Origin of the sequence: Alienimonas chondri, assembly GCF_013036045.1 — a bacterium.
In the GTDB taxonomy this organism is placed as follows: domain Bacteria; phylum Planctomycetota; class Planctomycetia; order Planctomycetales; family Planctomycetaceae; genus Alienimonas; species Alienimonas chondri.
Window position 1 is genome coordinate 57,122 of the sequence record NZ_WTPX01000001.1, and the last position, 14,423, is coordinate 71,544.

A 14,423-nucleotide genomic window follows, 5' to 3' on the forward strand; every position below is an offset into this window, starting at 1 on the left:
CCCGGCGACGATTGCAGACGACCGGTGCTAAGCAGCCCGTTTCGGATCGAACCCGCGGGCCAGTTCGTCGTCCCATTCTTCCAGCAGCGGCCAATCGACGGCGCAGGTGCCGAAGTCCGAGAGGTGCAGATAACCGCGCAGCCGGTCGATCGCTCCCTGCAAGACCTTCGGATCGTTGCGGAAGATGGGGCCGTGGCTCGGCAGCAGCCAGGCGGCGTCGCAGTCGCGGATGCGTTCCAAGCTCTGGATGAACGCGGGCAGTTCGCTGCCGTGGTGGGCGTCGATGTTGCCGACTCCGCCGTCCCGGTAGATGTTGTCGCCGCTGAACAGCAGGTCGTTCATGCGAAACGACAGCTGCCCGTCGGTGTGGCCGGGGGTGCTCCAGACGGTCAACGTCTGAGAACCGACCGTCAGTTCGTCGCCCTCGTCGATCGTGCGGTCGAACGTGACCGCCGGCATCGGTTCGTCGATCCCCTGAGCCGGGATCAGCGCATAGCTGGTAATCCGATCGTCCGCTTCCAGCACCGCCTTGGTCCGGGGGTGGCCGATCACTTCCGCATTGGGCAACAATGCCTTCGCCGCGGCGAGCCCCTGCACGTGGTCGGCGTCGGCATGCGTGGCGACCAGCGCCCGGCAGTTCGCCAGCGGCAAGTCGACCGACCGGACGATGTCGATGACCTCCGCGACGGTGTCTTCATACCCGACGTCGATCATCAGCCAGTCGGCCCCGTCGTGCACGACATAAACGGCGCAGCCCAGTCGACGGCCGGCTTGATTGTTGAGTTCAAGGACGTGCGGAAAGACGTCGCGGCGAGGCTGCATGGGGGGCGAACGAGACGAACTGCGGCGGAGCGGCGAATGCCGGCGGGTATCCTAGATCGCAGGAGCGTGGGGCCGACCGCTCCCGGGGCAAGCCGCGTCGTCCGGCCACGGATTGACACCCGATCCCAGTCTGACCCGGATGATCCTCCCGGGGAACGTCCCGCGAGCCGCTGATCGCTCCCCGACCGTTTGCGTCCGGGGCCTCGGGGGGGCACCCTGCCCGGTCCATTTTGGACTTCGCTTCCGCCGTTCCGCTCACACGCCCGCGGTCGATCGCCCGCCCCGCCCCGATCGAGTTCGCCTGTCCGCATTGCCGGGCCATTCTGCGCGCGCCGCATGACGCCGCCGGCGCCCTCGGCGACTGCCCCCACTGCGAAAAGGAAGCCCGCATCCCCGGTGGCGCGGCGCCGGAGGCCGCGGATCCGCTGGCGTTCATTCCCGTCGGCGCCCCCCTCGATCACGAGGCGGTGCAGGCCGCCATCGAGCAGTCGGCGCCGGAGCGCACGCCCGATGTCTCCGACTCGGCAAAGTCCGGCTCCGCGAAGGAGGAGGGCGAACCGGCCAAGACGCCGATCGCGACCGCGGAGCGCTCGCCCGACGCCGCGGCGCCTGACGGCGGAGTGGTGTTCGCACCGGCCGACGGGGACGACGCGGCGCCTGTCACGTTCGAATCCGCTGACGACTCGGACGGCCTGCCGGGCGACGACGCGGCGCCGGACAAATATGACGACGAGTACGCCCCCGCGGCCGCCAGGGGGCCGGCGCCGAGACGTGGGACGCGCCGCCGGAAGCGGGGGAATCCGGTCTTGGCGAGCGTGGTGTTGCTCCTGCTGCTCGGCGGAATCGGGGCGGCCGGGTGGGTGATGTACGACCGGCTCGCCGGGCCCCCGCCGGTCGGGTTGGCGGCGACGGAACTCTCCGCGGACGCCGTTCCGCCCGCTTCCTTCCGCCCCCCCGCCGGCGTCGATCAGGAGGCGCTGCGGAAGGTCGAAGCCGGCGTGCCGTTCAACAGCCCGGTCCTCGAAGTGCTGCTGACCGGGACGCGATCCCGGTCCGGCGGCGGCGGTGGCCGACAACCGGAACCTGACGCGGGCGGCATGACGGACCGCGGCGGTATGTCCGACGCCGCTCCCATGGACGGAGAACCGGACGACGACCCCGCGGACGAAGAGGCCAGCGACGGCGAGATGGCCGCGGACAGGGACGACGCGGCTGAGCCGAACGCCGATCCGCCGGCGGGGGCGCCGTCGATCGAAGAGGGATCGATCCGAGTGGAGATCCGCCCCGGATCCGCCGGCCGATTGGTTCGGGTCTCCCCCCGCGAGCGCCCGGAGGTCGCGGCATGGATCGAAGCGAACACTGGGCTGTACGGCGAAAAACAGCTCGCGTTCGTGAAGGCCCGCGGGGAGTTCTTCGCCGCCGTCCCGGCGGGGAAGCAGACCGCGGAGTACCGCAATTCCGTCGCCTTGAACGTGGCGACGGAGGCGTTGGGCTGGAGCGTCGAGGCGGTCGCCGACGGCCGCGTCGTCCCCTGCTGTCGGGAGACCGAGTCGGGCGACCTGCTGTTCTGCATCCCCCGGACCGCCGCCGGCTTCACGATCCGCGGCCGCGACATCCCGGGGCAGGGCCGCGTGTTTCCGTACGAATTCATCGCGACGCTCGATCCGCCGCCCGGCGGCGCGGGGGAGTAGACTACGGTCGCCCTGCTTGCCTGCGTCGAAGGCTCACCGATGTCCGCGTTCCTGCTGTATCTGCCCGCCGGCATCGCCGCGGTCGTCTTGATCTGGATTGCGGCCCGGGTGAGGTCGGCGTACTTCGGCTGGACGGCAGCGACGACGTTCGGCGTGGCGCTGCTCCTCTGCGGCTTCAATCCGGGTCTCGGCGCGATCCCCCACACGTTAGGGGCGCTGTCGTGCGGGTTCGCCGTTGCGATGTTGCGGGCCTGCGGGGTGAAGCCAAAATGGGCCGCGGCGGGCGTCGGCGCGACGTTCATGGCAGCCTGCGCCGTCGACGCGGGACGCTTCTACGCGTCGGAATATCGACCTTGGCTGGCGGAGGTGACGGAACAGCGTGAGGCCCACCCCGCCGTCCCCCGATCGACCCGGCTGCCGCGGACGGAACCGGTCGTCGCACAATCGGCTCCCTACCGCAGCGACGAGAAGTGGGACCAGTATTTCTCTGAAACTGAACCGTCGTGGCACAGCGATGAACGCCCCGGCGACGGCTTCCGGCGGGTGATGGGGCGGTTGCACTCAGTGCACACCGATTTCGCCGATCGCTTCGCCCAGCGAATGGGGTTTGGCATCCACCGCATGCCCCAGGTGCAATGGGAGCTACGCGAGTTCAAAACCTTCCCCGCCGCCCCGACGGGCAGCGAACGCATCCGGCAGCCGAGTGGCGTGAGCGGTGAAGACCCGAAGGCTGCGACGGCGGTCATCGGCACGGAGCGGGCGGCGATCGCCGCGTGGCACAGGGAGCGGGGGATCGACTTCGCGAACGAAGCCGGCTTCGGCGCGTTCGGCGATCGAGGACCGGGATACGGGGACTTGCTCCCGAAAGACTTCGATCCCGCCAGCGGCGAGGGACCGTTCCTGATCGGCTTCGAATCGCACGCCGCACAAACCGCGGCCGACGAGGAACCGTTACCGGGATGGTCGCTGACCGGGTTCGAGTTGATCGGTCTGATCCTCCACGACGAACCGGTCGCCTATCAGTCCGACTACCTGCCGATCGCCGGGCCGAACGCCCCGCACAACATCCGACCGCTGACCGACTTTGAAGCGAAGGGGCTGGCCCGGCTCGCGATGGGCGAGTGGGTCTACGCCGAGGCCGATGCCGAACGATTCCGGGCCGTCGGCGCCCTCACCGCCGCGACCGCCTGCGCGGACTGTCACGCCGTCGAGGAGGGTCGCTTGTTGGGCGCCCTGAGCTACGAGTTTCTGCGGTCCCCCAGCGCTGAGGGGATCGGCCCCGGGGCGGGCGACGGTGGGATCGACTGACGCGGGTGCGTAGGCTGCCGGCCGTCGTACGCATCCATCGTAGCCGCTATGTCTCTCCGTCGTCTGTCGTTCGCCCTGATCTTGTTAGCTGGCCCGGCGTTCTTGCCGGCCGGGGAGTTGAAATACGCCGGCTTGCCGGCCGAAGAGGCGGCGGCGGTCATGCGGTTGCCGGACGGCTTCCGGGTCGTGCCGTTCGCGGCGGAACCGGACGTGGTGCAGCCGATCGCGATGACGATCGACCACCGCGGCCGGCTGTGGGTCGCCGAGGGGCACAGCTACCCGGTCAAACGGCCGGAGGGCGAGGGGAAGGACCGCATCCTGATTTTCGAGGACACCGACGGCGACGGCCGGCATGACGTGCGGAAGGTCTTCGCGGAGGGGCTGAACCTCGTCAGCGGCTTGGAAGTCGGCTTCGGCGGGGTGTTCGTCGGGCAGGCGCCGCACCTGCTGTTCATCCCGGACGCCGACGGCGACGACGTGCCGGACGGCCCGCCGGAGGTGCTGCTCGACGGCTGGCACGACGAAGACACCCACGAAACGCTGAACTCCTTCATCTGGGGACCGGACGGCTGGCTCTACGGCTGCCACGGCGTGTTCACCCACTCGCGGGTCGGCCCGCCAGGCACGCCGGACGATCAGCGGGTGCCGATTAACGCCGGCATCTGGCGGTATCACCCGACCAGCCGGGCGTTCGAGGTCTTCGCCCACGGCACCAGCAACCCGTGGGGCGTGGACTTCGACGAACGCGGCCAGAGCTTTCTGACCTGCTGCGTGATCCCGCACCTGTTCCACGTGATCCCCGGGGCCCGCTACTTCCGTCAGGCGGGCCGGCATTTCGATCCGCACGTCTACGAAGACATCCCCACGATCGCCAAACACCGACACTTCGTCGGGCACCAGTGGACGCAGGCGGACAGGGAGGCCAGCCTCGACTTCGGCGGCGGACACGCCCACGCGGGAGCGATGATCTATCAGGGGGACGCCTGGCCGGCCGAGTTTCGTGGCCAACTGCTGATGAATAACATTCACGGCGCGCGGCTGAACGCCGATTCGCTCACGCCGTCCGGCAGCGGATTCGTCGGCGATCGCCTGCCGGACTTCTGCCTGACGGACGATCTCGCCAGTCAGATGCTCTACCTGCGAACCGGCCCGGACGGGAACGTGTTCGTAATCGACTGGTACGACACGAACCAGTGCCACCACCGCGGGATCGAAAACCACGACCGCTCGAACGGCCGGATCTGGAAGATTGTCCACGAGAACCCTGTAACGCCGAGGCCCCGCGGGGCCTCGGCGTTACAGGGGACGAGCGAGGAACTGGTCGATCTCCTGACGCACGAGAACGTCTTCCAACGCCGACAGGCTCAGCGGTTGCTTCAAGAACGCGGCCCGGACGAAGCCGCGGTCGAAGCGTTAGGCAAAATGTACTCTTCCGCCGACTCCCTCGACCGTCTGCGGGCCCTGTGGGCGCTGACCGCGACCGCGACGCTGACCGGCGAACAACTGGACGCGGCCTTGGGCGACGAAGACGCTGACGTCCGACTGTGGGGCGTCCGGCTGACCGGCCAATCGCTCCCGGCGCTGCCGATGAGCGGCGGCATCCCCCGCGCGATCGGCGACTTGCCCCCGCTGCCGGCGTTCGGCGATCGGCTGGACGTCTTGGTTGAGATGGCGAAGTCGGACGACGACGCTTCGGTACGGCTGGAACTCGCCTCCCTGGCTCAGCGGTTGCCGGTCGACCAGCGGTGGGGACTGCTTGAAGCGCTGCTGGCGCGGGGCGAAGACGCGGACGATCACAACTTGCCGCTGATGCTGTGGTACGCCTTCGAACCGTTGGTGCCGGCGGACGCTGAACGCGCGTTGTCGGTCGCGTTGGCGGGCGAGATCCCGACTGTCCGGCGGCTGGCGTTGCGGCGGGTGGGCGAATTGGGCACGGCGGAATCGCGTGCAGCGATCGTGTCGGTGATTTCCGATTCGGCCGAGCGCCCCGAGCGCGCCCTCGAAGCGCTGGCGGGGCTGAGATCCGCGATCGCCGGTCGTGACGTCGAGCGGCCGGCCGGCTGGGATGCGGCGCTCACGGCTCTGGCGCTCAGCGACGATCTGCGAGTTCTGGATCGCGCGCAGGGACTGGATTACCGCTTCGGCACCGCGGAGGCGGGACAGGAACGGCAGGCGGTCCTCGCCGATGAGGCCGCTTCCCTCGAACGTCGCCGCGGGGCGCTGGCGGACCTGCTGGACGTATCGCCCCGGGAGTTACCGATTTTCCTACGGCGCCTGATCAGCGCCGAGCCGGCCAGCCCGTTCGCGGCGGATCTGATTCGCGGATTGGGCCGCACGAACGACCCGGCGAACGCTCCGTTCCTGAGGCAGTATTACCCCCGCTTCGCCCCCGCCGCGAAACGGGCGGCGCTCGCGGTATTGGTCGCTCGCCCCGTCGGCGCCGACCTGCTTCTGACCGCCATGGCGAACGAAGAGATTCCCACGGTCGACCTCACCGCCGACCTGGCTCGACAGATTCGCAGCTTGAACGATGAGGGGCTGACCGCCCGGTTGCGAGACGTTTGGGGCACGGTCGCGGAGACGGATGCGGACCGCCTTCGTCTGATCGACTCGTGGAAGCGAAAGGTCGCCGCGGGCAACAACGACAGCGACGTGACGCCGGACCTCGTCGCCGGCCGGGCGCTGTTCAAGAAGACCTGCGGGCAGTGCCACGAGTTGTACGGCGAGGGGGAGAAGGTCGGCCCCGGCTTGACCGGATCGAACCGCAGAGACCTCGATTACCTGCTGTCCAACATCCTCGCCCCGTCCGCCGTGATGGCAAAGGACTACCGGCCGACCGTGTTCCTGCTTGCCGACGGTCGCGTGCTGACCGGTTTGATTCAGGCCAAAACCGACGCCGTCGTGACGCTCGCCACCGCGGACGGCGAAGCGATCGTGCCGGTCGCGGACATCCTCGAACGCACGGAGAGCGACACCTCGATGATGCCGGACGGCTTGCTCACGCCGCTGTCGACCGAGCAGGTGCGGAACCTCGTCGCCTATCTCCGCAGCGACAGCCCGCCGGAAAGCGGTGACGAATGAACGTTGATGCCGCCGACGGACGTTGAGGCCGTTTGAACTGAGAGGGACGGAAGGCCAGAGTCTGCGAATGAACTGGATCGTCCGCCCCACTGCGTTTCTGTCCCTCGTCGCGACGCTGCTCGTCGCCGTTCCGTCAACTCGCGGCGACGATCCACTGGGCGATGAGGAGACTGGCGTGGCGACGCGTCGGGCGCCGAACGTCATCTATATCAATACGGACGATTGGGGCATGGGGAAGGTGCCTCCGTACGGGATGGACGAGGCGTCGGAACGGATCATCCGCACTCCGCACCTCGATCAATTGATGCGGGACGGGATGCGATTCACGAACGCCTATGCCGGCAATGCGGTGTGCGGACCGTCGCGTTGTTCTCTCATCAGCGGGAAGCACCCGGGGCACGCCGCGTGGCGGGCGAACCGGGGAGCGATGCCGGAGGGGGTCTGGCCGCCGGAATCCCCGCTGCTGGGCGAAGTCGCCCGCTCGGCCGGCTATGCGACCGCGGCGTTCGGAAAGGTCAGCTTCGGCGGCCATGCGACGCCGGAAGAAATCACCGCCTGCGGGTGGGACCGCTGGCTCGGGTTCCTCGGCCACGTCGACTGCCGGGACTATTACTCCAACTATATTTGGAAGGACGGCGAGCGCATCACGCTGCCGGCGAACGATCCGGAGACGTTGAAGGGCACGGTCCTCAGCAAGGGAGGCACGGGGGTCGTCGGAGAAGGCGAAGGCACGTTTATCGAAGATCTTTATGCCGACCGGATTATCGAGTTCATGACGGAGCGGCAGGACCGGCCCTTCTTCGTTTACTACGCCAGCACGGTGCCCCATGGCGGACCGCCGGGCGGGATGCGGGTCCCCAGTCTCGAAGGCTACGACGAGGTCCCAGGCCTCACGCGGTACGAGCAGGTGTATTGCGCCCTGCTGGCCCGTCACGATCGCAACGTCGGCCGCATTCGGGAGGCGGTGCGAGAGCTGGGGCTGGAGAACGACACGATCATCGTGTGGACCTCGGACAACGGCGACGAAGATTCCTATTACAAGCGGACGGACACCTTCGACGGCAACGGTCCGTTCCGCGGCGTAAAACGTTCGCTCTACGAGGGAGGGATCCGCGTCCCTTTGATCGCCTGCTGGCCCGGGACGATCCCGCCCGGGTCGACGTCCGACCTGCAAACGACGCAGTGGGACCTGATGCCGACGCTCGCCGACTTGGGCGGGCAGCCCGTCACCGAGGCGATGGACGGCCTCTCGATCGCCCCCACGTTGCGGGGACGCCCCGAGGCACAGACTAAACGCGAGTATCTCTACTTCGAGTTCTACGAAACCGGGGCGCAACAGTCCGTCCGCAAGGGCGACTGGAAGGCCTATCGCCGCGGCGGATGGAACGGCACCACGGAGCTGTACGATCTGTCGAAGGACGTTGACGAGTCCGACGACCTGGCCGCCGCCCACCCCGAACTGGTCGAGGAGATGGAAGCCGTGATGCGGCGAGAGCACAGCCCGCATCCGATCTGGAAGCTCGGCCCCCATTCGCAACGCTAAGCGCCGCGATACCTCGGTCGCTTCACCGTCCCCACGCTCCCTCCCCCATCCGCTTCGCCGGTATGCGCTCGTTCTTCAGCCTCGCATCGCTTGTCCTGCTGACCGCTGCCGCCTCGGCGGGGGAGAAGCCGAACGTGGTCGTTCTCTACGCCGACGACGCCGGGTACGCCGACTTCGGTTTCCAGCCGAACTGCACCGAGGAGATGCGGAACCTCACGCCGCGAATCGACTCGATCGCCCGCGACGGCGCCCGCTTCACGAACGCCTACATGAGCGGCTGCGTCTGCTCCCCGTCGCGAGCCGGCCTGATGACGGGCCGGTATCAGCAACGCTTCGGGTTCGACGACAACCTCCCGCCCGGTCGGCAGGACGGATTGGAGCTGACGGAGACGTTCGGCGTGAAGCGGCTCCAATCGCTCGGCTATCGCACCGGATTGATCGGCAAGTGGCACCTCGGCTACCCGTCCGCCTACCATCCGAACAAACGCGGCTTCGATCACTTCTACGGTCTGCTGCAGGGATCGCGCCCGTACTACCCCATTGAGAAGCCCTCCGAACATCGGGTGATCCAGAAGAACGGCGAACCGACGCCGGAGTCCGGCTACGTCACCGACCGACTCGGTGCCGCGGCCTGTCGCTTTATCGAGGAGCGAGACGAGGAGCCGTTCTATCTGTTTGTCTCATTCACGGCCCCGCACGGTCCGCTGCAGCCGAAGGAGGCAGACGCCGCCCGCATCGCGCATATTAAAAATGATCGGCGGCGGAAGTACGCGGGACTGGTGGTCTCGTTGGACGACAACGTCGGCCGCATCCTGGACTGCCTGGAGGAGCAGGGACTGACGGACGACACGCTGGTGCTGTTCACGAACGATAATGGCGGCCAGACCCAAACCGGCGCCGTCAACACGCCGCTGCGGGGCCGGAAGGGGCAATTGCACGAGGGCGGGATCCGAGTGCCGTGGGCCGTGCGATGGCCGGGGCGGGCGCCCGCCGGATCGGTGGTGGAGGAGCCGGTGATCGCGCTCGATCTCCTGCCCACGGTGGTCGAAGCGGCCGGGGCCGCGGTCGATCCCGCTTGGAAGCTCGACGGGCGCAGCTTCCTCTCCACGATGACCGGCGGCGACGACTCCGCTCCGCTGCGGCCGCTCTACTGGCGCCACCACGGGGGAAACGGCCCTCGCGCGATGCGACTGGGCCAATGGAAGCTGTACGACGAACGTTCGCCCGGCGCCGCGGCGGCCCTCTACGACCTCGACGCCGACATCTCCGAGTCGAGCGATCTCGCCGCGGGTCATCCCGACCGGGTGGCCTCAATGATCGCTGCGCTGGATGAATGGGAGTCCGAGATGGAAGAGCCGCGCTGGGGCCCGAACGAGCCGGGCCGCCGGAACGGCGCCCGCTGACGCACGGCCGGCCTACGGATCGATGATCCGGCCGTCGCGGATGTTGAACACGAGATCGCCCTCGGTGACTAACGCGCGATCGTGCGTGACGACGACGACGGTGGTCCCGCCTGCGGCGTGGAGGCGACGCAGTTCCGCGAAGATCTCGGCGCCGGTTTCGGTGTCCAGTTCGCCGGTCGGTTCATCGGCGAGCACGATCTGCGGGTTCTTCAACAAGGCCCGCGCGATCGCGACTCGCTGCTGCTCCCCGCCGGAGAGCTGATGCGGCCGATGGTCGAGCCGATCGCCCAGCCCCACTTGTTCCAGCAACGCCACGGCCCGCGCCCGCAGTTCCGCCGGCACGCCCTTCGGGAGGAAGGGGACGAGCACGTTGTCGACGGCGTCGAGGTTCCCCAGCAGGTTGAAGGCCTGAAAGATGAAGCCGACGCGCTCGCGGCGGAAGGCGTCTCGCTCCGCATCGGTGAATGCGGAGAGCCGTCGGCCGTCGATGGCGATCTCTCCGCCGGTGACGTCGTCCAAGCCGCCCATCAGATAGAGCAGCGAACTTTTCCCGCTGCCGGACGGGCCGAGCAGGAAGGCGAACGACCCCGCGGGGATCTCCGCCGTGACGCCGCGGAGGGCGTGCACCTCCGTTTGCCCACGCTGGTGGGTCTTCGTCACCTCGTGGAGGGCGATGGCGCCGGCGTGGCCGGGCGATGCGGGGGGCAGGGAATCATCCACGGCGAATCGCGTCCATCGGCTGCATCCGCATCGCCCACAACGCCGGATAGAGTCCGCCGAGCGTGCCGACGCACGTGCTGAACGCCACGGCGAAGCCCAGCAGGCCGGGGCCGGCATACAGGTTGAGTCGATCCGGGAACAGGGCGTTCAACACCCCCGTCGCGGCCCACCCGATCGCCGCGCCCAGCAGGCCGCCGACAATGCCGAGGATCAGGCTTTCGGAGCAGATGAGCCGCAGCACGTCGCCTTTGCTCCACCCGTTCGCCTTAAGGATGCCGAACTCGATGATCCGTTCGGAAACGCTCATCAGCATGGTGTTCACCACGCCGAACACGGCGATCAACACGCCGGTCGCCCCGAGGATCTGGAGGAACAGGTCGAGGTCTGCGGTGAAGGTGGCGAACTGGTCGAGCCACTCCTCCATCGTGCGCAATTCGACCGGATCGCGAGGCTTGCCGTCGTCGCCGAGCGGGGCGGCTGCGGGCGCCGGCTTGGCTCTCGTGTCCGGCGCCGGCGCCGGCGGTTCGCCTCCGCGGGCGGCGGCGTCGAGGGCGTTGAACAGCGCCGCGAACGGCGGCTCCGACTGCCCGAGTAGCGCCATGTTCGTCGGCTTCCAGTCCGTCGTCGTTTCGTCCCGCAACACCTCGAGGATGCGTTCCTTCAAGACCTCCTGCGAAACGGACGGATCGCCTTCGATGTAGTAGTTCGACACCGTGTTCGGATCGAACCGCGTGATCTGCCGCATCGTCGGCAGATCCATCAGGATGGCGGCATCGAGAAACAAGCTGCCGACCTCGTAGGCGCCGACGACTTTGCACTCCACGCCGTCGATCGTCAGGGAGTCGCCGACCTGTTTCTCGTGCTCCTCCAGGATCGACACGGCGGCGTAGACGTTCGTCGTGCCGAGATCCGTTTCGTCGAGAAACCGCCCCTGCTTCAACGCCTCGCGATACACGCCGTTCCGCAGTCGTGCTCGCTCCAGGATGCTGGTGCCGAGCAGGAACCGCGGCGGGGAGACGACCGTCTTGCCTTCGATGACGTTCGCCCGATTCCAGACGTCGGTGACGGTCGTTTCCACGCCCTCGACGGCGTCGATCTTCGCTTCCCAATCGGCCGGCAGGCGGGAGAGCAGCGGCACCGGGGCGCCGGGCTGAATCGCCGTCAGGCCGGTCACCTTGCCGAACGCGTCCTCCGCCGCCGATTCCAACCCGCCTTTGACCGCGAAGAGGCCGACCATCCCGGCGATCGCCACGGTCAACCCCGCCAGCGCCAGCGCGGAGCGGGCCGGACGGCTGAGCAAATTGCGAAAGGCGAAGCCGAACACGCGGGCGGGGGTCGCTCGAAAGGGCGGCGAAAGCGGAACGGGAGAGCCGGAAGAGTAGGCGACGCCGCCCCCGGAACAACTCTCGGCCCCGCCGTCCGCGGCGACGCCTTCGTCGGAACACGTCAGCCGGGCCAGCAGCCGAGGGCCTTCCGCAGCGTCACCGCTTGGCCGATGTGATAGGCCTGATGGTCCAGCGCGATCGTCGCCGTGCGGAGCAGCGTGCGCGGCTCCCCATCCGGCCCCGCCGCATGGGGGAACGGCGTCAGCAGATCCCCGCCAGCGATCGAGCCGCACAATTCCTCGCGGTCGGCGAGATAGGCGGCCAGCGCCTCGTCGTAGGCGACGAGGCTCGGGGGCTCCGGCGTCGCCGGCCAGTAGCCGACCGGATGCTCCGGCGAGACGTGGTCAGGCCGCACGCTGTAGTCGATCAGGTCTCGCTGGCAGAGCCGCAGGTGTTCCAGCAACTGCCAGAGCGAATGCTCGAACCGGTCGAGCAGTCGCCCCTGCACGCCGCCATCGACTTCGCGGAACGCCGTTTCGACGCCGCAGTGGGCGTACCCGCCGCGGAGGCTCCAGCAGAGGTGTTCAGCAAGGTCGGTGTGGGTCGCGGGAGGTTTTGCGTTGCGGGTCGACATCAGAGGATCACGCTCGATTTCGCCCCGGCGGCATCCGTCATGAACCGCTCCGCCCGTGCGGCGAGTTCCGTCGGATCGGGGACCATGCCGCTCATCAACAGGGCGTTGTCGAACAACTGACGGCCGCAGGACTTGATGAAGTCGCCGTTTTGGGCGTTTACCGACAGGTCCGCGAGCCGTCGAACAAGCGGGTGCCGGGGGTTCACTTCCAAGATCCGCTTGGGCGGCTTGAAGTTCTTGTCGTTCGCCCCCAACACGCTTTGAAGTTGTGGACTCAAACCGCCGCCGGGGGTGACCAGCCGGCAGGGGCTGCCGGTCAGCTTGTCGGTCTGGCGAATCTCCTCCGTCTCGTCGCCGAGGGCTTCGCGGAAGAGGCCCAGAACCGCTTCGAGTCCCGCCGGGGCGGCAGGTTCGGGCCGGTCGTCTTTCTCGTCGTCCGACTCCGGCAGGGGCGGCAGGTCGGCCTCGGCGCTCTCCACGGAGACGAATTTCTTGCCGTCGTATTCGTCCAACGTGCTGAGCACGATCTCGTCCACGGGGTCCGTCAGCAGCAGGACGTTCAGCCCGCGGGCGGTGAACGCTTCGAGCGTCGGCCGCCGTTTGACCGCCTCCGCGTCGCGGCCGCCGACGTGAAAGATCTGCGTTTGACCCTCTTTCATTCCCTCGACGTACGCCTTCAGGCCGGACATCTCATCCGGGGCGTCGATCGTGCGGAACCGCAAGAGCTCGGCGATCTTGTCCCGGTTCACGTTGTCCGTCGCGACGCCTTCGCGAAGCGTCGTGCCGAACTGCTCGTAGAACTCCTGATAGGTCTTCGGCTCGTTCTCAGCGAGCTTCGACAACCGGCTGAGCACCTTGCCGGTGAGCACCTGACGGATTTTGCGAAAAACCGTGTCGTCCTGCAGCGCCTGCCGGGACACGTTCAGCGGCAGATCGCTGCTGTCGACCAAGCCGTACAGAAACCGCAGGTACTCCGGCAGCAGCTTGTCGCAGTCGCTCTGCACGAGCACCCGCCGGGCGCACAGGTGCAGGCCGTGCTCCGCCCGGCCGAGACCCATCAGCTCCGGGTTCATCGGGGGGCAATAGAGGATCGATTTGATCTCCAGCGGCGAATCGAGCGACAGATGTAGGTTCCACAGGGGGTTCGCCCCGACCTGCCCGGACAGATATCCGAAGAACTGCCGGTGCTGTTCCGGCGTGACGCTCCCCTTCGGCTCGACCCAGATCGGCGGCTGATCGTTGACGTGCAGCGTCTCCCCGGGCTCCCCGTCGGACGACAGGCCCGCCAAGCGAATCGGATGCGGGACGAAGCTGCTGTACCGCTTGAGGACGTATTCGACCCGCTGCGGATCGGCAAAGTCCTTGGCGTCGTCGCGGAGGTGCAGGACGACCTCCGTGCCGTGCTCCGGCATGGCGATCTGATCGATTTCAAACGAACCGGTCCCGGCGCTGGTCCACTTCCAGCCGCCCTCTTCCCGGTAAGACCGCGTCCGCACCTCGACTGACTCCGCCAGCATGAACGCCGCGTAGAACCCGACGCCGAACTGCCCGATGAGGGAGTCCGCGTCATTCCCTTCCAGCCCCTGCGAAAACCCCTCGGTTCCGCTGTGGGCGATCGTGCCGAGATTCTCGATCAGGTCGTCGTGCGTCATGCCGACGCCGTTGTCCGCGATCGTGAGCGTCTTCGCCTCGGCGTCCGGCGTAACGACGATCTGGAGATCATCCGCCGTCGGCACGTCCTCTTCGCGGAGACTCAGCAGGCGATATTTGTCGAGGGCGTCGCTGGCGTTGGAGACCAACTCCCGCACCGCGACTTCGCGGTTTTGGTAAAGGCTCTGCGACAGCAGCCGCAGCAGCTTGGCGATATCGGATTGGAACTCGTGCGTTTCGGCCATA

The 14,423-nt window shown here is 67.8% G+C and carries 10 protein-coding genes; 5 read left to right on the forward strand and 5 right to left on the reverse strand.

Annotation, left to right across the window (positions count from 1 at the left end; translation table 11 throughout):
* Window positions 1–27: 27 nt before the first annotated feature.
* Window positions 28–822 (reverse strand): MBL fold metallo-hydrolase, encoded by a 795-nt coding sequence (locus LzC2_RS00255; protein ID WP_171182480.1) that lies wholly within the window; start codon window positions 820–822, stop codon window positions 28–30.
* Window positions 823–1,052: 230 nt separating this feature from the next.
* Here LzC2_RS00255 and LzC2_RS00260 point away from each other — a divergent pair, with 230 nt between their 5' ends.
* The 5 genes from LzC2_RS00260 to LzC2_RS00280 all read left to right on the forward strand — a co-directional run bounded on the left by LzC2_RS00260 (window position 1,053) and on the right by LzC2_RS00280 (window position 9,848).
* Window positions 1,053–2,513 carry a hypothetical protein gene (locus tag LzC2_RS00260; RefSeq protein ID WP_171182481.1) on the forward strand — a complete coding sequence of 487 codons (1,461 nt, stop codon included), beginning with the start codon at window positions 1,053–1,055 and terminating at the stop codon, window positions 2,511–2,513.
* Window positions 2,514–2,552: 39 nt separating this feature from the next.
* Entirely contained in the window at window positions 2,553–3,821 is a 1,269-nt protein-coding gene (locus LzC2_RS00265; RefSeq protein ID WP_171182482.1) for a hypothetical protein, read from the forward strand.
* A 48-nt stretch (window positions 3,822–3,869) separates the two neighbouring features.
* A complete protein-coding gene (locus LzC2_RS00270) occupies window positions 3,870–6,902 on the forward strand; it encodes a PVC-type heme-binding CxxCH protein (protein WP_171182483.1) in 3,033 nt (1,010 codons plus the stop codon).
* A 67-nt stretch (window positions 6,903–6,969) separates the two neighbouring features.
* On the forward strand, window positions 6,970–8,445 hold the full coding sequence (locus tag LzC2_RS00275; protein ID WP_171182484.1) for an arylsulfatase: 1,476 nt from the start codon (window positions 6,970–6,972) through the stop codon (window positions 8,443–8,445).
* Between the two features lie 62 nt (window positions 8,446–8,507).
* The gene (locus LzC2_RS00280; protein WP_171182485.1) at window positions 8,508–9,848 is read left to right on the forward strand and encodes a sulfatase-like hydrolase/transferase; all 1,341 of its coding nucleotides are present in this window, start codon (window positions 8,508–8,510) and stop codon (window positions 9,846–9,848) included.
* 12 nt (window positions 9,849–9,860) lie between these two features.
* Here LzC2_RS00280 and LzC2_RS00285 read toward each other — a convergent pair whose 3' ends face one another.
* From LzC2_RS00285 to htpG, 4 genes are all read right to left on the reverse strand, one after another.
* Window positions 9,861–10,568 carry an ABC transporter ATP-binding protein gene (locus LzC2_RS00285; RefSeq protein ID WP_171182433.1) on the reverse strand — a complete coding sequence of 236 codons (708 nt, stop codon included), beginning with the start codon at window positions 10,566–10,568 and terminating at the stop codon, window positions 9,861–9,863.
* A complete protein-coding gene (locus LzC2_RS00290) occupies window positions 10,561–11,892 on the reverse strand; it encodes an ABC transporter permease (RefSeq protein WP_171182486.1) in 1,332 nt (443 codons plus the stop codon). The genes LzC2_RS00285 and LzC2_RS00290 overlap by 8 nt, the downstream gene beginning before the upstream one ends.
* A gap of 122 nt (window positions 11,893–12,014) precedes the next feature.
* Window positions 12,015–12,527: a DinB family protein gene (locus LzC2_RS00295; protein ID WP_171182487.1), complete on the reverse strand. Its 513-nt coding sequence runs from the start codon at window positions 12,525–12,527 to the stop codon at window positions 12,015–12,017.
* The gene (htpG, locus tag LzC2_RS00300; RefSeq protein ID WP_171182488.1) at window positions 12,527–14,422 is read right to left on the reverse strand and encodes a molecular chaperone HtpG; all 1,896 of its coding nucleotides are present in this window, start codon (window positions 14,420–14,422) and stop codon (window positions 12,527–12,529) included. The genes LzC2_RS00295 and htpG overlap by 1 nt, the downstream gene beginning before the upstream one ends.
* Between the last annotated feature and the right edge of the window lies 1 nt (window position 14,423).